Origin of the sequence: Microbacterium kribbense (assembly GCF_039537285.1) — a bacterium.
Lineage (GTDB): Bacteria > Actinomycetota > Actinomycetes > Actinomycetales > Microbacteriaceae > Microbacterium > Microbacterium kribbense.
The window spans coordinates 228,158-251,143 of record NZ_BAABAF010000007.1 but is presented as its reverse complement, the minus strand read 5'-3'; the positions used below and the strand labels follow the sequence as shown (position 1 = coordinate 251,143).

The following is a 22,986-nucleotide window of genomic DNA, read 5'->3' as shown; positions in this document are numbered from 1 at the left end:
CGTGCGCGCCGGTGATCATCGGTGACCTGAGCCCTCGGACACACCTGAGAGCCTGGCGATTTCGGCGTGTCGTGCGACTGATTTGGGGTCGGCGGTGGTAATCACCAATAACATCAGACACAATAGTCCCATGCTTGTTCGCCACCGGTCTGTTCTGTCCGCGCGCTGGCGATGGCTTGTGTTCATGCTCACGGCCCTCATGGCCGCTGCGTTGCTCACCGCCGTCGCCCCCGCGCCCAAGGCCGCTGCGGCCGAGTTGCCCGGCACGATCCTCGATGGCGGCTACATCATCTCGGACGCTGAATTCTACAGCTCGGGCTCGATGACCGAGGCGCAGATCCAAACTTTCCTCAACAGCAAGGTCACGACCTGCGCGAGCGGTGCGACGTGCCTGAAAGGCTATCGGGGTCAGCTGACGGCACGTTCGGCCGACAGCTACTGCAAGGCGATCGCAGGGGAGACCACCGCCACGGCCGCGCGGATGATCTACCGCGCCGCCACCGCCTGCGGCATCAACCCGAAGGTCATCCTGGTGATGCTGCAGAAGGAGCAGGGCCTGGTCACCTCGAGCAAGCCCAGCGACTGGAACTTCGAGCACGCGATGGGCCAGTCCTGCCCCGACACCCCGACCGGCTGCTCGGCGGCCGCCGCCGGATTCTGGAACCAGGTGTATCTGGGCTCGCGACAGATGCAGATCTACACGAAATACCCGACGTCGTTCAGATATCGCGCGAATCAGTACAACACGATCCAGTGGGATGTGCCCACCTCGTGCGGTTCGTCGAAGGTGTTCATCAAGAACCAGGCCACCGCCAACCTCTACAACTACACGCCGTACCGACCCAACATCGCGGCCCTTGCCGCGGGCTGGGGCACCGGCGACAGCTGCTCGACCTACGGCAACCGCAACTTCTACAACTACTACGTGGCGTGGTTCGCGCCCGACGCATCCGCAGCCAAGGGTGCGCCGGCGCAGATCGCCGCGTGCACGGTGCCGGCCGAGGCGGATGTCTCCACCCGCACCGCGACGGCGACCGTGGATGTGTCGGCGCTGAACGCGCGCACTGCTCCGACGACCCTGTGCAGCACGGGCATCCGCAGCCTGGCCGAGGGCACCGCGGTCACGGTGACCGGTGTCTATGGCGCATGGTCACGGATCACATTCGGCGGTGCAACGGCATGGGTGGTCAGTACCTATCTGACGATCGACAGCACATCCGGCGGAGAGCCGGCCGTGGTCGGCTGTGCGGTGCCGGCGGTGGTCACGAGCGCGTCGGGGACAGCGGTCGTCACGGTGTCGTCACTCAACGCGCGCACGGCACCGAGCACCGACTGCTCTACCGGCATGCAGACCATCTCGAAGGGGCAGACATATGCCCGCACCGGCACATATGGAGCCTGGTGGCGACTGAGTGTCGGCGGCAAGCAGCTGTGGGCGCACAGCGACTATCTCGCGCTCCAGACGGCGGCGCCGAGTCCCGCCTCAGGGCCGCGCTCCGCCGGAGTCGGCGATCTCACGGGTGATGGGGCGCGCGACGTGGTCGCGATCACCGATGGAAGGCTGAAGATCTACCCCGGCAACGGGCGCGGGGCGTGGTACCCGGCGACGACCCCCATCACGAACTGGAAGGGGGGTGCTCCGATCACGCTCGGTGACTTCGACGGCGACAAGCATCCGGATGTCGGAACCATCGGCTCGGATGGATCCTTCTGGCTGTACCGCGGCAACGGTGCGGGCGGATTCGCGGCTCCGGTGCGCATCGGCACGGGATGGGGCGGGTTCACGGCGGTCTTGGGCGGCGTCGACTTCGACGGTGACGGTGCTATGGATGTCATCGTCCGCAACTCTGCCGGATACCTGCTGCTGTATCGCGGTGACGGCGCGGGGCGCTGGAAGCCGGGTTGGGGCAAGATCATCGGGAATGGCTGGAAGTCGTTCACATCCCTGTTCGTGACGACGGACTTCGACGGCGACGGTCACCCGGACATCATGGCGCGTCGGTCGGATGGAAGCCTGTGGCTCTATCGCATGACGGGCTCCGGCCAGTGGTATCCGGCCCGCAAGATCGGTACGGGATGGTCCTCCATGACCGCGCTGCTCAGCCCCGGGGACTTCGACGGCGACGGTAACACCGACGTGCTCGCCCGCACCCCGGGCGGCGATCTGCTGCTGTATCCCGGCAACGGCAAGGGAGGCTGGTTGAGCAAGCGCAAGGTGGGGTACGGATGGTCCTCCATCAGGTGGATCGCCTGAGTCCGGGGCGCGCACCGAGCAGCCCCATGCCAGGCGGTATTCAGCCAGCGATCCAGTAGGATTGCGGGTGGCCCGAATGCGGACGCGCGCGGCCGCTAGGACGAAGAAACCCGTGACATCAACACTCGACAAGAGCGCCTTCGACACGCCCGGGCGCGGCAGAGGCCTGCTCGACGTCTTCCGCTATCGCTATCTGCTGCGGCTGCTCATCGGCAAGACCACGTCATTGCGATATCGCAACTCGGTGCTCGGCTGGCTCTGGTCGTACGTGCGGCCCACCGTGCAGTTTCTTGTGTACTTCCTGGTCATGGGACAGATCCTCGACATGCACGGCAGGGTCGAGGCATATCCGATCTATCTGTTCTCCGGGCTGGTCGTGGTGAACCTGTTCAACGAGGCGATCGGCTCCACCACGCGCTCGATCGTGGACAACAAGGCGCTCGTGCGCAAGATCTACTTGCCTCGGGAGCTCTTCCCGATTTCAGCGGTCGTGGGCTCATTCGTGCACTTTCTGCCGCAGTTGGCGGTGCTGCTGATCGTGTGTCTGCTGTTCGGATGGGTCCCGTCTTTCGCATCGGTCGGACTGGTGCTGGCGGGACTCGCGATCGTGACCACCTTCGTTCTCGGCGTCGGACTGTTGTTCGCGGCGATCAACGTGCGGTTCCGCGATGCGCAGAACTTCATCGAGATCATCCGCACCGTCGCCACATGGTCATCGCCGATCATGTACACGTGGGTCATGGTGTATGACCACAGCCACCGGTTCCCCTGGATATTCCACATCTTCATGAGCAACCCGATCACCGTCGCGGTCGAGTTGTTCCATGAGGCGATGTGGTCGCCCGTCGTCGCGCCGGCGGCCCGGATCGGATGGGATCCGGACTTCGGTTGGCATGCGATCGCCGCGGTAGGCGGAATCGTGGTGGTCACGCTGATCGGGCAGTTCGTGTTCCGCCGCTTCGAGCGAACATTTGCGCAGGACCTCTGATGACACGTCCCACGTCGGCGACGGCTCAGCCGGCCATCGTCCTGAACCACGTGTCGAAGTGGTTCAACAAGCGCTCAACGCGTTCGTTCAAGGAAACCTTCATCAACTGGGTGAAGCGCGAACCGGTCCGCAGCCAGCAGTTTCAGGCACTCAAAGATGTATCGTTCTCCATCGCCGAGGGCGAGTCTGTCGCCGTGATGGGACTCAACGGATCGGGCAAGTCCACGACCTTGAAGATGGTGTCGGGAGTCATGCAGCCCGATGGTGGCGAAGTGCTCACCCGGGGCCGGGTGGCGGGGCTGATCGAGGTCGGCGCCGGCTTTCATCCTGACCTCACCGGCCGGGAGAATGTCTTCCTGAACGCGGCCATCCTCGGCATGAGCGAGAAAGAGACCAAAGATCGCTTCGACGAGATCGTCGAGTTCAGCGGTATCGGCGAGTTCATCGACCAAGAGGTGAAGCACTACTCGTCGGGCATGTTCATGCGGCTCGCATTCAGCGTCGCGATCCATGTCGAACTCGACGTGCTGCTGGTGGATGAGGTGCTCTCCGTCGGGGATGCGCCGTTCCGCGCCAAGTGCAACGCGAAGCTCAAAGAGATGGCACAGGAGGGCATCACGATGATGATCGTCAGCCACAGCGCCGGCCAGGTGAAAGAGCTCTGCACCCGCGGCATCGTCATCCGCAAGGGCGAGGTCATCTTCGATGGGGCGATCGATGCGGCACTCGAGGTGCTGGAACAGAAGTAGGAGCTGGGCGGTGTCTGTCGGGTGCCAGGGCTGGTCAAAGCCTGAGAGCAACCGCTCAGCACCCTCGGCTAAGCTCCGACAGTGCCTGTTTCCGTAAAGCCCGCTGTAGGAGAGGCACCGGCCTCATCGAGCCCGGGCCAGGCCGGCCCGCAGCGCACGGTGATACGGGCCGACATCCAGGCGCTGCGCGCGATAGCGGTGCTTCTCGTGGTCGCCTACCACTTCTTCCCGGGGACGGTGCCCGGCGGCTTCATCGGCGTCGATGTGTTCTTCGTGATCTCCGGATTCCTGATCACCGGGCACCTCTTGTCCAAGCCGCCGCAGTCGCCACGGATGCTGGCGGACTTCTGGGGGCGGCGCATCCGGCGACTGCTGCCGGCCTCGTTCCTCGTGCTGCTCGCGACGCTGGTCGCAATGCTGTTGTGGGCGCCGCAGACCATCTGGTCGGGCATCAGCAAGGAGATCGCGGCGTCGGCGCTCTATGTGCAGAACTGGTTCCTCGCCGGGCAGGCCGTCGACTATCTGGCCGTGGACAACGCGCCCAGCCCAGTGCAGCACTTCTGGTCGCTGTCCGTGGAAGAGCAGTTCTACCTGGTCTGGCCCGTCGTCGTCCTGATCGCAATCTGGCTCGTGCGCCGTCACCGGCGGCGCACAGAGCGGCAGGCGGTCGGCGTCGCGATCTTCGTGATCGTGGTCGCCTCGCTGATCGCGTCTGTCGTGATCACCATCACCGACCCCGCGGCCGCCTATTTCGTGTCCTGGACACGAGCATGGGAGCTGGGTCTGGGCGGGCTCGGCGCGTGCCTGTTCCCCTGGGTGCAGCAACGTGTGGGGGAAAGCCACGCAGCACGTGTCGTCGTCGCCTATGTCGGCTTGGTGATGATCGCGGTCGCGGCGTTCTCCTTCACGGGAGCAATGCCGTTCCCCAGCTACACGGCGGCCCTGCCGGTGGTGGGCACCGCGCTCGTGCTGGTGGCCGGGATCGGCAGGGGCGCACTCTCCCCGCTGCGGGTGATGGCGTGGCGGCCGGTGCAGATCGTCGGAGACTCGTCGTACAGCATGTATCTGTGGCACTGGGCTGCCCTGGTGATGCTCCCCTATGCGCTCGGGCATGCGCTGCACCGGAACGGCAAGCTGATCACGATCATTGTGGTGTTCTTTCTGGCGTGGCTGACCAAGGTGCTCGTCGAAGACCGGCTGCGCGGCCGCAGGCCGCTGGGCGTCCCGCTGCGTCGTTCATTCCTGTTCGCTGCGGTCGGCATGCTGGCCTTCGTGCTCGCTGCCGGCGGGGTCGTCGGGTTCGTCAATATGCGCGCCGCGGCGGCTCAGTCGCAGCTCGACACGGAGCTCAACGATCCGGCTTCGTGCTTCGGTTCTCGGGCGCTTGTCAACGCCAACGCGTGCACGCCGCATGGCAAGAGTCTGCTCACCGACCCCGTGTTCGCGGCTGCCGATCAGCCCGCGCCGTACAAGGACGGGTGCTGGGTACTCGGTGATTTCAGCGATCAGAAGACCTGTCACTATGGCAGCGATCTGCCGGACGCGAAGAAGGTCGCGCTCGTCGGCAACTCGCATGCGGGGCAATGGCTGCCGCCCTTGCAGCAGATCGCGAAGAAGGAGAACTGGAGTATCACGACCTACCTGATCTCGGAGTGCTACACGGTCGATCGGCCCATCCAGTTCCCGAGTGCTCAGAAGATGAAGAACTGCTCTGACTGGAACGACAAGGTGATCACCGACGTCCAGCACAGTGGATACGATCTGGTCGTGTTCTCGAACCGGACTGCGCAGCCGATGCCGGGCATGACCGAGGCTCAGACGTTCGCGGCGGCGCAGGAATCGTACACCCGGGTACTGGATGAGTGGTTGCGCACCGGCACACCTGTGCTGGTGCTGCGCGATACTCCGTATGCGACCGAGTTGCGGAACGTGCCCGATTGCGTCGCCACGCATCTCAAGGATCTGTCGGCGTGCGACGGAACCGATGCGCGCAAGCAGGTCGACCCGCTCGCAGCCGCAGCAGAAGCGATCTCAGCACCGAACCTGTCCGTGCTTGATGAGACCAGTCGCATCTGCGCCAAGGGCACCTGCTATTCGGTGCTCGGCGGCGTCATCGTCTATTTCGACCGCGGACACATGTCCGCGACGTTCGCCACATCGCTCGCGCCGGACATCAAGTCGGCGGCAGATGCACTTCTTGCGAGGTCGGCGAAGCGGTGACCACGTACGCCGCGAGCGACTCGAACGTGCTCCGCATCGTGATGCCGGTTGCTTCGATCTTGCCGGTCTCGAGCACGCTGTTGTGCGGGCGGGGTGCGATGGGCGTGGTCGCGGACGCGTAGTAGTCGTCGGTCGAGACTCCGGTCACCCGTGCCGGGTCGTGGCCGGTGAGTTCGAACACGCGGCGTGCGATGTCGGCCCAGCTGGTGGGCTCGCCGGTGCCGGTGAGGTTGTAGATGCCGTATGCGGCCCGGGTGGTGAGCAGGTGGTGGATGCCGCGGGCCAGGTCGTCGGCGAAGGTCAGGCGTCCGATCTGGTCGTCGACCACGCGCGGGTCGATGCCGCGGGCGGCGAGGCCGGTCATGGTGCGCACGAAATTGCTGCCGTCGCCGATCACCCAGGAGGTGCGGACGATGTAGTGGCGGGGCGCGAGTGCCGCCAGCGCATCGCCGGCGGCCTTGGTCTGGCCGTAGACGCCCAGCGGGCACACCGGGTCGTCTTCGCGGTAGGGACGGTCCAGGGTGCCGTCGAAGACGTAGTCGCTGGAGACGTGCACCAGGGTCAGCCGGTGCTCGGCGGCGATGCGCGCGAGCGCGGCCACGCCGGTGACGTTGGCCGCCCAGGCGTCGCGGCGGCCAGCCGCCGTCTCGGCGGCGTCGACGGCGGTGTGGGCGGCGGCGTTGATGATGGTGTCGTAGTCGCCCCAGCGCCGGGCGGTAGGCAGGTCCGGGTCGGCGAGATCGAGCTGGCTGCGGGTCGCGTACTCGATGTGGGGGCGCTCGCCGAGCGCGTCGCGCAGCGCGCGGCCCAGCTGCCCGCCGGCGCCGAGGATGAGGGTCTTGCGCGGCGGCACCGGGGCGACCTGTGCCAGCCGCGGGTGGGCGGCGTCCTTCGCGGACAGCTCCGCCTGGTCCAGGGGGATCGGCCACGCGATCGCCACGGTCTCGTCGGCGAGGTTCAGGAACGTGTAGGCGGCGTCGGCGGACCAGTGGTCGTTGACCAGGTACGCGTAAGCGGTGTCGGGCTCCAGGGTCTGGTAGGCGTTGCCGACGCCGCGGGGCACGAACACGGCGCGGGACGGGTCGAGCTCGCAGGTGTAGACGGCGCCGAAGCTCGGTCCCTCGCGCAGGTCGACCCACGCGCCGAAGATGCGGCCGGTGGCGACGGAGACGAACTTGTCCCATGGCTCGGCGTGGATGCCGCGGGTGGTGCCGACCGCGTCGTTGAACGAGATGTTGTTCTGCACCGGGCCGAAGTCGGGCAGCCCCGCGGCGGTCATCTTCTCGCGCTGCCAGTTCTCCTTGAACCAGCCGCGGCTGTCGCCGTGCACCGGCAGCTCCCACACGGTCAGCCCCGGGATCGGCGTGGGGGCGGCCGTCAGCGGTGTGCCATACGCGGTCATCATTGCCCTTGACGTGCGTAGAAGGCCTCGGTGGCGTCCTTGGCCGGCGCCCACCAGGGTTCGTTGCGCCGGTACCAGTCGATCGTGGCGGCAAGGCCCGCCTCGAAGTCGCGGTAGCGGGGCCGCCAGCCCAGCTCGGTGCGCAGTTTCGTGGAGTCGATCGCGTAGCGCAGGTCGTGCCCGGGCCGGTCGGTGACGTGGTCATAGGCGTCGGCATCCTGCCCCATCTGGGTCAGGATCAGCTCGATCACCGAGCGGTTGTTCTTCTCGCCGTCGGCGCCGATCAGGTAGGTCTGCCCGATCCGGCCCTTCTCGAGGATGGTCAGCACGGCCGAGGAGTGGTCGTCGGCGTGAATCCAGTCGCGCACATTCAGTCCCGCACCATAGAGCTTGGGGCGGATGCCGCGGATCACGTTGGTGATCTGCCGGGGGATGAACTTCTCCACGTGCTGGTACGGGCCGTAGTTGTTCGAGCAGTTGCTGATGGTCGCCGCGACTTTGAACGAGCGCACCCAGGCGCGCACCAGCAGATCGGAGCCGGCCTTGGTCGACGAGTACGGCGAGGACGGGTTGTACGGGGTGTGCTCGGTGAACCGGGCCGGGTCGTCCAGCTGGAGGTCGCCGTAGACCTCGTCGGTGGAGATGTGGTGCAGCCGGGTGCCGTGCCGGCGGGCGGCCTCCAGCAGCGTATAGGTGCCGACGATGTTGCTATCCAGGAACGGCCTCGGGTCGTGCAGCGAATTGTCGTTGTGCGACTCGGCGGCATAGTGCACGACGGCATCGACCTGCCCGAACAGCTCATCGACCAGCGGCGCGTCGGTGATGTCGCCGTGCACGAACGTGAGCCGGTCCTCTGGCAACCCGGCCAGCGACGCCCGGTTGCCGGCATAGGTGAGCTTGTCCAGCACGGTGACGTGGTCGTCGGTGTGCGCGAGCACGTGGTGGACGAAGTTCGAGCCGATGAAGCCGGCGCCGCCGGTGACCAGTAGCCGCATTCAGTGTCCTCGCTCGAGAATGTCCAGCAGATAGGTGCCGTACCCGGATTTGATCAGGCTCTGCCCGCGGGTGCGCAACTCGTCGTCGGTGAGGAAGCCCTGCCGCCAGCCGATCTCTTCGGGGCAGCCGATCTTCATGCCGGTGCGCCGCTCCATGGTGCGCACGTAGTCGCCGGCGTCGCTCATCTGGTCGAACGTGCCGGTGTCCAGCCACGCGGTGCCGCGGGGCAGCACCTGCACCTGCAGTTTGCCTCGGTCCAGGTAGGCGCGGTTCACGTCGGTGATCTCGTACTCGCCGCGCGCGCTGGGGGTAAGGCCCCGGGCGATGGCGATCACGTCGTTGTCGTAGAAGTACAGGCCGGGCACCGCGTAGTTGCTCTTGGGCTGTGCCGGCTTCTCCTCCAGCGAGACCGCCTGGCCGTGCCCGTCGAAGGAGACCACGCCGTATGCCTGCGGCTCGGCGACCCAGTACGCGAACACCGCGCCGCCGTCGATGTCGGCGAACCGCTGCAACTGGCCGCCCAGGCCCGGCCCGTACAGCAGGTTGTCGCCCAGGACCAGGGCGACCTTGTCGTCGCCGATGAAGTCCGCCCCGATCGTGAACGCCTGCGCCAGGCCGTCCGGGGAGGGCTGCTGCGCGAAGGTCAGCGAGATGCCGAACTGCGACCCGTCACCGAGCAGCCGCTGGAAGAACGGTGCGTCGTGCGGGGTCGTGATCACCAGGATGTCGCGGATGCCGGCGAGCATCAGCGTCGACAGCGGGTAGTACACCATCGGCTTGTCGTACACCGGCACCAGCTGCTTCGACACACCCAACGTGATCGGATGCAACCGGGTCCCCGACCCACCCGCCAAAATGATGCCCTTCACACCACCATCCTCGCAGAGGTCCGCATGGGTGCGGTGAAACCCCGGCTCGGCTGATCGGTACAATGCTGGAGTCCCGTTGCCCGTCGACCCTGGGAAGACATGATCACCGTTCCGCTCGCTGCCTATGAAGACGACGAAGGCAACCGAATCGAATACGACGGGCCGCCGCGCGAAAACATCACGATCGCGTTTCGAGGTGGGGGCAACCTTGTCCGGGTGCATGCCAAGGCCAGTGCAACCAAGCTCCACGTCGATTTCAACAGCAGCAACGGCACCTTCATTCTGGGTGCGAATCCGCATCAGCGCGCCTTCTCCGCCGGCGTGCGGGTGGGGGAGGACGCGACCGTCCGGATCGGCAACGGGGTCTCCGCCACAGCAGCGGTCACGATCTCCGCCGTCGAAGGGGTGTCGGTGATCATCGGCAATGACGTGATGTTCGCCACGGCGAACCAGGTGCGGGCAGACGACGGCCACCCGATCTTCGACGTGCGGTCAGGCAAGCGCGTCAACAAGGCCCGTTCAATCCGAATCGGTGACCACGTCTGGCTCGCATACGGGGCGATGGTCCTCGCCGGCGCAACGATCGGCGAGGGCAGCGTCATCGGGGCCGGCAGCATCGTCACTCGCCGCATCCCCAATAACGTGATCGCCGTCGGGTCGCCTGCCACCGTGGTCCGCAAGGACATCGCATGGGAGCGCCCGCACCTCGGCCTTGTCGCGCCGTTCTACAAGCCGGATGCTTCGACCGTGCAAAAATCCAAGTACTGGAACCGCACGGTCGAGAACGGGACTGCGATCAGGCGCACGTTCCTCGGGCGGGTCGCCCGGCGCCTGCGGAGGATGGTGCGCGCCGTGCGTTCTCCACGGGCGTCCAGGTGAGTCCGCGTAAAATCCTCGAGTGACCGTTCTCGGGCGCCAGTGCGTGGTGTGCCGGCGGCGAGCGGCGGGCACGGACAGCCGTGTCCGGGCCCGCCTAGAATCGTGAGTCACCCGGGGATAAGCCCCCGGTCCGATGCGACGAATGTGAGTTCTGTGTCTGCCCGTTTCTCTGTGGTCTCGCCCATGTACAACGTCCAGGAGTACCTGCCCGACTATTTCGCGTCGCTGGAGAAGCAATCGATCGGCATGGAACAGCTTCAGATCATCCTGGTGGACGACGGGTCGACGGACGACACGGCTGCCGTTGCCGAACGGTTCGCGCAGAAGCACCCGGGATCGGTGACGGTGCTGCGCAAAGCGAACGGTGGCCAGGCCAGCGCTCGCAACCTGGGACTCGAGCATGCCACGGGTGAATGGGTGACCTTCCCAGACCCGGACGACGTTCTGGATCACAACTACTTTCGCGTGGTCGGCGGCGCGGCGGCCGCTGCCTCGGCGCGGGGGACGTCTCCGGCGATGGTCTCGACGCGCCTGCTCATGTGGTTCGAGGAGTCCGGGAAGATCAAACACAGCCATGCGCTCGATCGCCGATTCCGTCACGGGGAGCGGATCGTCGACATCGATGAGTCCCCCGACTGGATTCAGCCTCACGCCACCTCGGGGTTCTTCCGCATGGAACTGATCCGCGAGCATGGACTTCTCTTTCCGGAGACGCTGCGGTTGCGGTTCGAAGACAGCTCATTCGTGGCCCGCTATCTGCTGCGCGCTGCGGCACCCATAGTCCAGTTCCTGCCCTCGGCCCGGTACCTCTATCGTCAGCGTTCGGACAATTCGTCGACGATCCAGAGCAGCACCGCCGATCCGCGCAAGTATGTCGACACGATCGACATCGGGTTTCGCGGGGTGATCGAGGAGGCGCTGTCGATCGTCGGCCGAGTGCCGCGGTGGGCTCAGAATCTGTTTCTCTACGATCAGTTCTGGATCTTGCGAAGCTCACAGGGCGCGGGAGTGCGAAATGCCTCGTTCCCGGACGACATGTACCCGCAGCTGTGGTCGCTGGTTCACGAGTACCTTCAGCAGGTCGACGAGGACGCGATCCTCGCGTTTCATCTGATGCCTGTCGCGCACTGGATGAGGGAAGCGTTGCTGCTCGCCAAGCGCGGCTCGGGGCACACGACCGTGTATCGAGGAGCCGTCGACTCCGAGCGTGGTCTGACCTCTCTGGTCTATCGCTACATTGACGAGCGTCCGCTCGAAAAGCTCACGCTCACCGACGGCACGGCGATCGCCGCCCGTTTCGGCAAGGATCAGGGCCTGGAATATGTCGGCAGGCCGCTGATCTGGCAGCGTACGCTCTGGATCCCCGATGACGTGGCAGTCCTGTTGGAGCTCGACAGCGTCCGCATCGAAGAGTTCCCGGACGGTCCGCGAGTGCCCGCAGCGCAGTTCCGTCTCGCCAACGCTTCCGCTTCGGAGCGCCCGCGCCGCGCCGCCGCGCGACGGCGGCTCAAGCGCGCCGCCCGGGCTCTCAAGCGCCGCGCGTCCACGCGCGGACTCGGGATCATCCGAAGAGACCTCGCGATCGGCTCGCGACATCGGGCACGTAAGTATGCCGATGCATGGGCATTCATCGACAGGGACAATGCGGCCAACGACAGTGCCGAGGACTTGTACTGGTGGGTTCGCGAGCATCATCCCGAGGTCAATGCCTGGTTCATCGTGCGCCACGATTCCCCCGACTGGACTCGGATGCAACGTCGAGGCGCGCGGTTGGTCGATTATGGGACACCCGAGTTCTTCGCGCTTCTCGCGCATGCGAAGCACCTCGCATCCAGTCATGCGGATCGGTTCATCACCGACGCACTGCCACGAAAATATCGCTCCTACAAGTTCACCTTCCTGCAGCACGGTGTCATCAAAGGCGATATCTCTGGGTGGCTGAACCCCAAACGCATCGACCTGTTCGTCACCTCGACGGTTGCAGAATTCGAGTACATCACCGGACCGTCCGCATATCGATACGGAACGAAGGAAGTCTGCTTGACGGGCATGCCACGCTTCGATGCGCTGCAGAGCCGGTCATCGAAGGTCGACGATGCAGACAAGAACCTCATTGTCGTCATGCCGACATGGCGAGACTATCTGGTCAGTGCCATGGGCGCGACATCCGCCGATCGCGCCGGCCTCGCTGAATTCATCCAGACCGATTACGCGACGCAGTTCTCGGCTCTGCTGGCTTCCCTGGCGGCCCAGGAGAAGCAGCGGGGGTCCGGGCGACGGATCGTATTCATGCCCCATCCGAACATGGGCGTGTATCTGGACCGATTCCCGACGCCGCCCGAGGTGTCGGTCGCCTCGTACGACGACGCCGACGTCCGTGACATTCTGATTCACGCCGCCGTGCTCGTCACGGACTACTCGTCGATGGCGTTCAACGCCGCGTATATCGACCTTCCCGTTGTGTACTTCCAGTTCGATGCCGAGGCGTACTACCGCGGGCACACCGAGCGGCCCGGCTATTTCTCGTACGACGATGACGGTTTCGGGCCGGTCTGCATGACGGTGCCGGATGCGACGCGGGCTGTCGCTGCTGCCCTCGAGGGAGGGATGCCCGCCGAATACGGCCGGCGGATCGAGGAGACGTTCCCCACGCGGGACGGACGCAACTGCGAGCGTGTCTACGATGCGATGACCGAGACGGCGACGCGAAGGTCGTTGGCCGAGCGCCTGCGGTCAGCGGAGTCAGAGCCTGCCGAGGGCGATCGCAGCGCGTAACGCACGTCGGGTCAGACGGCGTCATCCTCTCGACGGTGGAGGTTTCGCATCTCGGAGACGTTCACGGTCACGATCTGGCCGGTCAGATCCGATTCCAGCACCTGCAATGTCACACGCGCTACATCTGCTGGATCCAGAAGCGTCTCCTCCGCCTCGTCTCCGAACGCTTCCGAACGCATGGGGGTCGCTGTGCGCTGCGGGTTGATGCAGTTGATGCGCACCCCCGCATCGGACCATTCCTCCGACAGGGCCTGGGTGAGGTTGACCACACCCGCCTTCGTCGCCGAGTACACCCCGTATCCCGCTCTGCCGCGAGTGTACGAGCTGGATGTGAAGAGGATGAGCTGCCCCCTCGTGGCCTCGAGATACGGATACGCTTCGTGCGCGACGGTGACCGGGGCGATCAGGTTCGTCTGGATCGTGCGTTTCAAGTCACGGCGCGGCGTCTGGGCCAACGGTGCGATGTGCAGGACGCCCGCGGTGACGATCACCGTGTCGATGCCTCCCAGTTCGCTTGCCGCCGCGGCCAATGCCGCACGGATCGCCTTCGTCGATCGCACGTCGGTTCCGGTCGTCGACCGGCTGAACTCTCGGACGACTGCCCCGGCTGAGGTCGCCTGCGCGACTATGCTCTGTCCGATTCCGTAGCTGCCGCCGAAGACGACGATACGGCGACCGTTGAGCGCGGGAGCGGAACCGAGACCCGCCAAGGACAGGCTTGCGGACTGCAGCTGGAAGATCTTGTCCGCGATGTGCACGTCGATGGGCTCGGTGACCTTCATGTTCTGCGGGGTGCCGTCGACCACGAAGATCGGAACATCCGGCAGGTACGTGAACACCACTCCGCAGTCGTCGCTGGCGTGGAAGTCCGGATCCTTCGCCGCACGTTCGTAGGCACGCCGGATCGTGCCCAGACGGAACGCCTGGGGTGTCTGTCCGCGCCGCAGTCGCGACCTGTCCGGGATAGCGGTGATGTGCCGTTGACGATCGATCTCGATGATGGTGTCGGCGGACGCGATAGCCGTGTCCACTGCGTCATACTGATCGAGGGCGGCGACGCAGTCCGCGATGATGCGGTCATCGACGAACGGCCGTACGGCGTCATGGAACAGCACCTTCGTGTCGTCGCCGGACAGCGCCGCGATGGCCAGCTCGGTCGTCTCGTTCCGCGTCTGCCCACCCGGCAGCACGCTCGTCAGTTTGCCGAACCGATCATGGGCCAACAAGTGGTCCAGCTCACCGATGGAAGCCGCGTTCATCATGATGATGATCTCGTCGATGAGGGGGCTGGCATCGAGCGCCTCGACAGTGTGTTCCACGATCGCCTTGCCGGCGATCTTGATGAGCTGTTTGGGGATGCCCAGCCCGACCCGGGCGCCGATGCCGCCGGCGAGCACGACGGCGACGGTTCTGCTTCGTTCCACTGCCTCATCCGTTCTGGGCCCGACCTGGCCTGCTGCCGCGCGTGCGACCCGGACACCATCTTAAGAGGCGCACCGGGGCCGCCCCGGACACAGCGAGGGCGGCTATGATCGAGCGGATGTCCATCGGATCAGGTCCACTGGGGTTCAGCGCCGTGATTCCGCTGTTCCGGGTCGAACGATACCTGCCGGATCTGCTGGGCAGTCTCACTCGGCAGCGCCCGGGCGACTACACGCTCGAAGTGATCTTCATCGACGATGGGTCGCCGGACCGCTCCGGCGACCTGGCACAGGAATGGCTGGACGGAACGGGAGCCGCCGGTCGCGTCATCCGCCAACCCAATGCAGGAGTCAGCGTCGCGCGCAACGTCGGCATCGACGCCGCGACGGCCGACTGGGTGACGTTCCCGGACTCGGATGATTTCCTGTCGATCGACTACTTCCGCCGCGCGGCGCACTTTCTGCGCCGTCATGGCGAGGGCGTGTCCGTGGCGTCGACTCGGCTGGTTCGACTGAGCGAACTCGAGAACAGGATCCGCGACGTCCATGCCTTGAAGTTCCGTTTCGCCGCGGGCAGCCGCAGGGTGTCGATGGTCGATTTCCCCGACTTCTTCCAGCTGAACGTCGCCTCGGTGTTTTTCCGGCGCGGCGACCTCCTGGCCCGTGGCACGCGGTTCCGGACAGGCCTGCACGCATCCGAGGACGCCCTGTTCGTCGCCGAGTTCTTGTTGCACGAGTCGGCGCCTATGCTCGGGCTGGTCGCTGACGCGCGGTATGTGTACCGCCGGCGTGCGGCCGGTGATTCCGCGATCGACCGATTCCGCGACAATCCCGACACCTACATAGGCCGGTTCCGAGACGGCTACCTGCAGCTGATGGAGCAGGCGGCGTCGATCGGAGCGGTGCCGCAGTGGCTGCAGGCCATGTTCCTGTATGAGTGCCAATGGCTGCTGCCCGCTCAGCTGACCGACGACGGCTACGCGTCGGTCCTCGATGCCGCCGCACGAGGCGAGACCCTCGCGGCACTGGCGGCATGCGCGGCGCACGTGGACGAAGACCGGTTGTTCCGCTATGACGCCACCGCGCTTCCGCTGGAGTCGCGACTCCTGTTGAACCGATTGGCCGGGCGGCCCGTTCCGTCCTGGGTCGGCGCGTATCGGCGCGGCACCGTCCTGCATCTGCCGGTGGCCGATCCGGCGTCGGTGCAGCTGCGCGGCTCTGGAGATCAACTCATCGAGGCGGATGCGACCGTCGTCACGCCCGATTATTTCGGTCAGCAGATCCTGCACCGGTGGAGTGCCGACTCACCGGGGTCGGTGCGGGTCGCCGCGGACGGCCGCGGGCGGGCCGTGATCGAAACAGTGCGCGGTGAGTCTCTCGCTCAGCAGCAGGACCGTCACCGCCGGCGGGTCTTCAGCCAGCTCCGCCGCGCCGTTCCGGCGCGCGAGGGCGAGGTTCGGGTGTGGAAGCCGGTCCCGGGTCCGTTCGGCTCGCCGTGGCGGCGAATGGGCTGGGATGCACAGCTGCTCCGCCACCGGCTGGGCAGGCTGGTCAGACGGTGGCTGCGCAGATGACCAGGGCGGCGATGGCGTCGGCGCATGGTGTCGTCGACGCCCCAGCGGGGTGCGGCACTTGCACCCATCGGCCGGCGAATGCCCGCGCAGCCTCGACAGTGCCTGCGCCGGCGCTGATGGCGGCGACGAGGGCCGGCACGTCCCGAACGATCGGTCCCGGAAGGTCTCGCAGATAGTCGAGATAGAAGTCTCGCGATGCGATGTAGTCGTCCAGGTCGGGGGCGAGGAAGTAGCTCGGCACTCCCAGGAGGGTGGCCTCGAACAGCGCCGACGAGTAGTCGGTGATGAAATGATCCGCGACGAGCAGCATGTCCTGCGTCGAGAACCCCGGGGCGGTGTCGACCTCTGCGCCGAAGTCCACAGACATCAGTGGGTGGACCTTGACCACAAGGTGGATGCCGATCGCGGCGAGTGCTCGAGCGAGTGCGGCAGCGTCGACGGTCACCGTTCCATCCAGCCGGAAGGTCGGTGCGAACACGGCGATCTGACGTTCGCGCAGGTGCGGGTGCACGGCCCAGATGCGCGCGCGAGTGAGGTCGGCGCGCTGTGGATCCAGCAGGCGGTCGACCCGGGGGAGCGGTGCCACGGTCACCCGGTCAGCCGTGGTGCCGAATGCTTCGGCGAACGCCGGGCGGCAATCGGCGCCGCTGGCGAGCACGATGTCGTATCCCTGATGCATCCGCATCGCCGCGGCGAGGCGTCGATCGCGACCCTCCTCGTGGTCGAGGATGCTCAGCCCGAACTTCTTGAAGGCGCCCAGCGCATGCCAGATCTGCATGACGGTGAGCCCGCCGTCGTGGTCGAGCAGGCTTGCGACCATGGCATAGGTGTCGACGACCAGGACCCGAGATGTCGCGACGTGATACAGCTGTGTCAGCATGTGGAACGCGTAGCCGATCTGGGCGAGGAATCCAGGAGGCACCATGCGCACGAGCATGACGACCCTGATGGTCGGATCGGCCCGCTCGATGGCGGCAGCGAGGTCGATGAAGTCATCCGGCACGCTGTCGTGCTCGCGGCTGATCATCACCACTTTGCGTCGGCGCGGCAGCAGGCGCAACGGCGCGTAGGCGACGTTCACGGCGATACGCGTGGTGTGCGCGATGAGGATGCGCAGACCGATCGCATCGGTCGCGCGTGTCGGTGCCGGCGAGCTGCCGCCGGGAGCGGCGGCAGCGGGGCGACCAGCGCCATGGGGGGTCAGGATCAGCTCCCTCGTGATGCGTTCGGCGGAACGGCCGTCGCAAGCGCCCATGAAGCGTTCCAGGAAGTCATCCAGGTTCGGGCCGGCCTCCGCGGTACGGATCGCGCCGGCGAGCCTGCCCGGATCGGTGATCGGCACCCCCGTCACGTAATCGCGGAACGGGTAGTAGAAGTCCCGGTCCGCAGTGTAGCCATCCAGGTCGGGGCAGAAGAAGACGATCGGGCGGCGCAGCAGCGCGTATTCGAAGATGGTCGACGAGTAGTCCGTGATCAGCACGTCGGCCGCCATCAGCAGCTGCGTGATCTCACGGTCGGCACTGACGTCGACGACGCCAGACGTGCCCGGCCTGGCCACGGCCAGCGGCACCACGAAGGGGTGCATCTTGACCAGGAGCACCCAGTCGTCGCCCAGATCGCGGGTGAGTGCCGCCCAGTCCACGCTGTCGTAGTCGAAGGTCGCCGTCAGCTGGCCGTTCCCCCGGAAGGTCGGCGCATACAGGGCGATCCGCGTGTCGTCGTCGATTCCATACCGGATCCGCACAGCGCGGCGGGCGTCGTCGATGGCACGCGCGTCGAAGAAGACATCGGTCCGCGGCACGCCGAGCGGCTTCACACGGTCCAGCACGACTCCGAATGCCTCGGCGTAGTTCACCCGCACCGCCTCGCTGCTGACCGTGACGTCGGTGTAGTTGCGATGGATGATCGACCCGGGGATCGGACCGCCGGGCAGGCCTGCCCGGCTGTAGCCGACCCGCTTGAACGCGCCCGCGGCGTGCCACACCTGCAGCAGTCTGCTTTCGGGCCGGATGCGGAACGGGTAGATCAGCGGATAGAAGTCGTCGACGACGACCGTCTGCGCGGTGGCGACCAGCCACGGCAGACGGACCATGTCACGGAGGGGGCGACGAGCGCGCAAGCTGTGCTTGAAGATGCCGATGACCTCGGCGTCGGGGTCCTGGCGCATGACCTCGTCGCGGAGCACGGCGAGGTTGCCGCTGTAGTCGGCCCGCGAGTCGGAGAGGAACACGATCCGTGCCGACCGAACTCGAGTGAACCGGGCAAGGACCGCGTAGCTGAGAGCATAGGGGGCCCATCGCCACTTCTGGAGGATGCTGCTGCGGCGCAGGACGCTCCGGACGCTGGGCATCAATGCGGGACTCATTTCGATCTGTGGCGTACGGCGATTCTAGGCGCGGTCGATGCGCTCAGACCGAGTATTGGCCCGCCAGCAGGAACGTGGCGCCGAAGGCGGCGGAAGCAAAAGTCGCTCCGATCAGCACGAGAGCCCATGCCCACCGAGACGTGCGGATCGTCGCCAGTGGCAGCAGCAGCGGGAACAGTGGGAGGAACTGCCGGGACTCGCTCCAGAAGAAAGTGGAGCGAGTAAGGATCATGGCCGACGACAGCACCGTGTAGAGGACGATCCACCCGTAGTCCTTCTGACGCACGCGCCCCGCCAGCAGCACCGTGAGTGCCGCGAAGGCGGCCACGATGGGGATGTAGAACTCTATCGCCACCAGCATCGTGGTGGGGGTGGTCAGATAGTGGATGCTCTGCGACAGGAGCTCCCACGGCTTGCCGAAGCGCAGGTTCCAATGCGACTGCACCTGGAAATACCCGGTCAGTTCGCCGGTGCGCAGCGTCACATAGACGAGGTAGGCGGCCATGCCGGACGGCGCCAGCAGGCCGCCGACAACCCACCGCCAGCGTCGTTGATCCCGCCACACGTGTACGAGGCACCACACCATCACCACTGCGATCAGCGGAAGTGCCGACGGCCGCAGCAGCCCGGCGACCAGCGCCGCCGCGCCCGCGCCGAGCGGCTGGCGCCGGATCATGTACCACAGCGCGAAGGCGGTCGCTGCCGTGAACAGCCCCTCGGGATAGCCCATGACCAGGACGAACGACTGCGGCAGCGCCCCCCACATGAGGGTGAGGATCCAGCCGACGGCAGGGGAATGCAGCTGTCGGCCGATCAGGAAGATCGGTATCGCCGCCACGATGGAGGCGACGAAGGCGATGCCCAGCAGGGCGAAGCCGGGACCCGCTCCGGGGACGAAGGTCACCAGCTTCGCTAATGCGGGAAACAGGGGGAAGAACGCGAGGTTGGACTTCTCGTGACCGGGCGTGGCCAGTTGGTAGCCGGACTCGACGATCTCACGGTACCAACCAGCATCCCACGTCATCAGCAGCCGTGGCAGTCGATGCCAGCCGCTGTAGGCGCCCATCACGGTCAGCGTCATGAGGCGCTGTGCCACGGCTGCAAGCGCCACCAGGGCGAGCAGGCGCCACCCCGTGGTCCACCGCACCAGGGCGCGTGGCGTCACAGCTCGCCCGGCGAGACCACCAGCGCGTCGATGGTCTCGGCGACGCGCGACTTCTTGCTGCGCTTCCCCGTGCTGGGTGCATAGACGACGAGCGAGTGGAACATGAATCGCGCCACGAAGGCGAGTGCGAGGGTGATCGCGGTGGCGATGACGGCGGAGAGGTGCCAGCCGTCGACCAGCAGCGCCAGGATGGGTATCCGGATCACGGCCTCGGCGTTGTTGAAGGTGAATGACTTGGCAAACCGTGTCCAGACGCCCTGTGCGGCGGGGGCCATGTCGTTGAAGACATACCGTTCCTGCAGCAGGAAGTTGCCGATGATCGTCACTTCCGCCGCCACGACGGCGGCGACCAGGTAGTGCACTTGAAACTGAAGCAGCGCCCAGACGATGGCCAGGTTCACGACCGCACCGCCTGCGCCGATGACCGCGAATCGTGACATCTTGCCGAATCGGAGCGCGGCGAGCTGCACGAAGAAGTGGATGCCCTGCTTGACGGATGCTTTCGATGTGCCGGCGAAGCGCTCGGCAAAGGTGAACGGGACCTCGGCGATGCGCAGGCTCGTGCGTGCGAGGATCTCGAGGAGGATCTTGAAGCCGCGGGGGTGCAGACCCTGGATGTCGACGGCCTGACGGTCGACGAGGAAGAATCCGGTCATCGGGTCCGAGACATTTCGCAGGCGCAGCGGGAACATGGCCTTCGTGAGCGCGGTCGACAGCCGCGACACCCAGACCCGCGTCCGATCGGCGAGGCCGGAGGATGATCCGTCTGCGACATAACGGGACGCCACGACGACGTCGGCTCCGCCCTCGTCGAACCGGGCGAGCAGCCGCGGAATGTCCTCCGGCGGATGCTGGAGGTCTCCGTCCATGACCAGGCAGAGGTCTGATTCGGCCGCGTGCATGCCGGCCAGCACGGCTCCCCCCAGCCCGCCTTCCGCGTGCTCGCGGTGGATCAGTCGCACCGGAAACGTCGTCGACGCCGCGGCGGAGTGGATCCGCTCCGGTGTGTCGTCCGTGCTGTCGTCGACGAAGATGAGCTCGGCATCGACCGCATCAGCGGTGCCGTGGCGCAGCGTTGCGGCGACCCGGCTGACGAGCTCTTCGACGTTCGAGGCTTCGTTGAAGGTCGGGACGATGATGGACAGCCGCATGTATTTTCCTTGGACGGACCGTGACGGGTGGATGCATCTGTAGCGAGGGCGCGTGGCACCGCCGCTGACGAGGTGGTGTGTCCACGATCTGGTTCGCATAGCAGGCGACCCCGATACCAGTGGAATAGTACCGGTGACGGCTGGGAAATTCGTTGAGACACCGCGGCCGCGCCTTTGGCCGCCTTCACAGCCGCCGCCGGATACGCTGATCGGGTGCCACGAACGCCTCTGCCCGGACGGTATCGCGCGGGCCGAGGCGGCGTGCATGCGGCACGCCCCTCGCGCACCGTGTCGTGGCTGGCGACCGCGCTGGCGGTGGGAGTGCTCGGTGCGGCGATCGCGGTCGTCGCCGTGTTCGCCGTTCAGGCCATTGCCGTGAAGAACGACCTCGAGCGCGTCAAGACCCAGCTGGTCGCGATGGTCGCCTGTGTCGTGCAGGGCGAGCCGGACCGGGTCGTCGCCGCCGGTGACACGGTGCTCTCGCTCACCGGCGATGCCGCGCAGACCGTGCAGGGCCCGCTGTGGGACGTGATGAGCGCGATTCCGGTGGTCGGTCCGAATGTCCAGGCGATCCGCCAGGCGGCTGCGGCGACGGATGTCGTGGCGCGGGGTGCGATGCCCACGGCCGTGAGCCTGCTGACCGGGTTCTCACCCGGGCGGCTGGGGGCCAGCGGCGGCGGCGTGGACCTGACGCCGGTCGAGGACGCCAGCCACGCTCTTCCGCAGATCCGCGACGCGATCGCCCGTGCATCGCAGCAGCTGGCCGGCATCGACGACGCGGCACTCATCCCCGCCGTGCGCGACGCGCTCAGTCCGCTTCAGGGCGCCTTGGACGCCGCGGGGCCGCTGCTGAAGACGGCCGGACGCGATCTTCCTCCGCTGCTGGACATCGCGGGCATGAACGGCCCGCGCACCTACATGCTGATCTTCCAGAACAACGCCGAAGCGCGCAGCGGCGGCGGCCTGCCCGCAGCGACGGCGATCGTCAAGGTCGACAAGGGCAAGATCGAGCTCGCCGCACAGACCGGCACCTACAGCTTCCCCCGCAACCGACAGGTCCTCGACCTGCCGCAGGAGACCCTGAACCTGTACGAGCCCGACACGTTCAAGGGCTTCGGCAACTTCACCCGCACGCCGAACTTCCCCACCACGGCCCGGGCGTTCGACTCGCTCTGGGACATCACGCAGGGCGCTCACCTCGACGGCGTCATCTCGCTCGACCCGGTCGTGCTGTCGAACGTGCTGAAGGTGACCGGCCCGCTGCAGACCGATGACGGGCGCACCCTGACGTCGCAGAACGTCGTCGAGGCGCTGCTCTACGATGCGTACCTGCGCTACTCCCGCGACGTGCAGGACCACTTCTTCGCCGATGTGGCCTCCCGCGCGTTCGCCAAGATCGCCGACGCCGACTGGAGCCCGACGAAGATGTGGGACGCGCTCCAGACCTCGATCACGCAGCAGCGTCTGCACGCCTGGTTCGCCCGACCCGACGAGCAGGCGCTCGCCGTCCGGTACAAGCTGGACGGCGCGATGGCCACGAGCAACGAGAAGCGCACCGAACTGGGCATCTTCGTCAACGATGCCGCCTACAGCAAGCTCGAGTACTTCATGAAGACCAGCGTCAACGTCACCTGCAACGCGGCCGCCGGCACCGTCACGACGGCGCTGCAGATCGCCAACAGCGTCCCCTCCACCGGGATGACGTCGTACCAGCTCGGCATCCGCAACAAGCGCTACGGCATCCCGCGCCAATCCTTCATCCTCGACGTGATGTACTTCGCCCCACCGGGGTCGGTCATCACCGGCATCGATCCCGAGCACGGCAACTCCTGGTACGACGAACGATCCGGCGTGGAGGACGGTCGCGACGCCCACAGCATCCGGGTGTTCGTCGGTCAGGGCGAAACCCGCACGGTCTCGTACACGAGCACGCTGCCCGCGGGCAAACGCGGACCGCTGGCGGTGCGCTATTCGCCGACCGTGACCAGCACGCCCGTGCACATCGCACCGGACTGCGCGGGCCTGTTCACCCAGCCTCCGGCTGCGGCGAAAGCGAAGTCGGCGTTCACCCTCCCTGCTCTGACGCCCGGTCAGTGCGCGGCCGTCGAGGTCTTGGCGCGGGCCGAGTCCGACCGTCCCTGACCGCCCGACGCGCCGTCAGAGGGTGGGGGCGCACCG

15 protein-coding genes are annotated in these 22,986 nt (G+C 66.3%); 8 read left to right on the top strand and 7 right to left on the bottom strand.

From position 1 onward, the window contains the following. The first annotated feature begins 184 nt into the window (after positions 1 to 184). The 4 genes from ABD705_RS10585 to ABD705_RS10570 all read left to right on the top strand — a co-directional run bounded on the left by ABD705_RS10585 (position 185) and on the right by ABD705_RS10570 (position 6,211). Positions 185 to 2,254, top strand: coding sequence for an FG-GAP-like repeat-containing protein (locus ABD705_RS10585; RefSeq protein ID WP_344783330.1), 2,070 nt, complete (start codon positions 185 to 187; stop codon positions 2,252 to 2,254). A gap of 112 nt (positions 2,255 to 2,366) precedes the next feature. Further along, positions 2,367 to 3,242 carry an ABC transporter permease gene (locus ABD705_RS10580; RefSeq protein WP_344783328.1) on the top strand — a complete coding sequence of 292 codons (876 nt, stop codon included), beginning with the start codon at positions 2,367 to 2,369 and terminating at the stop codon, positions 3,240 to 3,242. Further along, a complete protein-coding gene (locus ABD705_RS10575) occupies positions 3,242 to 3,991 on the top strand; it encodes an ABC transporter ATP-binding protein (RefSeq protein WP_344783326.1) in 750 nt (249 codons plus the stop codon). Before ABD705_RS10580 ends, ABD705_RS10575 begins: the two co-directional genes overlap by 1 nt. A gap of 81 nt (positions 3,992 to 4,072) precedes the next feature. Beyond that, positions 4,073 to 6,211 (top strand): acyltransferase family protein, encoded by a 2,139-nt coding sequence (locus ABD705_RS10570; protein WP_344783324.1) that lies wholly within the window; start codon positions 4,073 to 4,075, stop codon positions 6,209 to 6,211. Here ABD705_RS10570 and ABD705_RS10565 read toward each other — a convergent pair. The 3 genes from ABD705_RS10565 to rfbA are packed head-to-tail and all read right to left on the bottom strand — an operon-like array spanning position 6,165 to position 9,478. Continuing rightward, positions 6,165 to 7,616: a sugar nucleotide-binding protein gene (locus ABD705_RS10565; protein ID WP_425562069.1), complete on the bottom strand. Its 1,452-nt coding sequence runs from the start codon at positions 7,614 to 7,616 to the stop codon at positions 6,165 to 6,167. The genes ABD705_RS10570 and ABD705_RS10565 overlap by 47 nt on opposite strands. Continuing rightward, complete coding sequence (gene rfbB, locus ABD705_RS10560) at positions 7,613 to 8,608, bottom strand: dTDP-glucose 4,6-dehydratase (RefSeq protein ID WP_344783320.1); 996 nt, start codon at positions 8,606 to 8,608, stop codon at positions 7,613 to 7,615. The genes ABD705_RS10565 and rfbB overlap by 4 nt, the downstream gene beginning before the upstream one ends. Then, positions 8,609 to 9,478 carry a glucose-1-phosphate thymidylyltransferase RfbA gene (gene rfbA / locus ABD705_RS10555; RefSeq protein WP_344783318.1) on the bottom strand — a complete coding sequence of 290 codons (870 nt, stop codon included), beginning with the start codon at positions 9,476 to 9,478 and terminating at the stop codon, positions 8,609 to 8,611. Between the two features lie 99 nt (positions 9,479 to 9,577). On the opposite strand from rfbA, the gene ABD705_RS10550 reads away from it, so the two are divergent. After that, complete coding sequence (locus ABD705_RS10550; protein WP_344783316.1) at positions 9,578 to 10,357, top strand: acyltransferase; 780 nt, start codon at positions 9,578 to 9,580, stop codon at positions 10,355 to 10,357. A 39-nt stretch (positions 10,358 to 10,396) separates the two neighbouring features. Continuing rightward, positions 10,397 to 13,132 carry a CDP-glycerol glycerophosphotransferase family protein gene (locus ABD705_RS10545; protein WP_344783313.1) on the top strand — a complete coding sequence of 912 codons (2,736 nt, stop codon included), beginning with the start codon at positions 10,397 to 10,399 and terminating at the stop codon, positions 13,130 to 13,132. Between the two features lie 11 nt (positions 13,133 to 13,143). On the opposite strand, the gene ABD705_RS10540 is transcribed toward ABD705_RS10545, so the two are convergent. Continuing rightward, a complete protein-coding gene (locus ABD705_RS10540; protein WP_344783311.1) occupies positions 13,144 to 14,556 on the bottom strand; it encodes an SDR family NAD(P)-dependent oxidoreductase in 1,413 nt (470 codons plus the stop codon). A gap of 116 nt (positions 14,557 to 14,672) precedes the next feature. Here ABD705_RS10540 and ABD705_RS10535 point away from each other — a divergent pair, with 116 nt between their 5' ends. Continuing rightward, positions 14,673 to 16,127 carry a glycosyltransferase family 2 protein gene (locus ABD705_RS10535; protein WP_344783309.1) on the top strand — a complete coding sequence of 485 codons (1,455 nt, stop codon included), beginning with the start codon at positions 14,673 to 14,675 and terminating at the stop codon, positions 16,125 to 16,127. Here ABD705_RS10535 and ABD705_RS10530 read toward each other — a convergent pair. The 3 genes from ABD705_RS10530 to ABD705_RS10520 are packed head-to-tail and all read right to left on the bottom strand — an operon-like array spanning position 16,105 to position 20,808. Beyond that, positions 16,105 to 18,477, bottom strand: coding sequence for a CDP-glycerol glycerophosphotransferase family protein (locus tag ABD705_RS10530; protein ID WP_344783307.1), 2,373 nt, complete (start codon positions 18,475 to 18,477; stop codon positions 16,105 to 16,107). The genes ABD705_RS10535 and ABD705_RS10530 overlap by 23 nt on opposite strands. Before the next feature lie 58 nt (positions 18,478 to 18,535). After that, positions 18,536 to 19,657 (bottom strand): hypothetical protein, encoded by a 1,122-nt coding sequence (locus ABD705_RS10525; protein ID WP_344783305.1) that lies wholly within the window; start codon positions 19,655 to 19,657, stop codon positions 18,536 to 18,538. Then, the gene (locus ABD705_RS10520; RefSeq protein WP_344783303.1) at positions 19,654 to 20,808 is read right to left on the bottom strand and encodes a glycosyltransferase; all 1,155 of its coding nucleotides are present in this window, start codon (positions 20,806 to 20,808) and stop codon (positions 19,654 to 19,656) included. The genes ABD705_RS10525 and ABD705_RS10520 overlap by 4 nt, the downstream gene beginning before the upstream one ends. Positions 20,809 to 21,021: 213 nt before the next feature. Here ABD705_RS10520 and ABD705_RS10515 point away from each other — a divergent pair, with 213 nt between their 5' ends. Continuing rightward, a complete protein-coding gene (locus ABD705_RS10515; protein WP_344783301.1) occupies positions 21,022 to 22,950 on the top strand; it encodes a DUF4012 domain-containing protein in 1,929 nt (642 codons plus the stop codon). Positions 22,951 to 22,986: the final 36 nt, after the last annotated feature.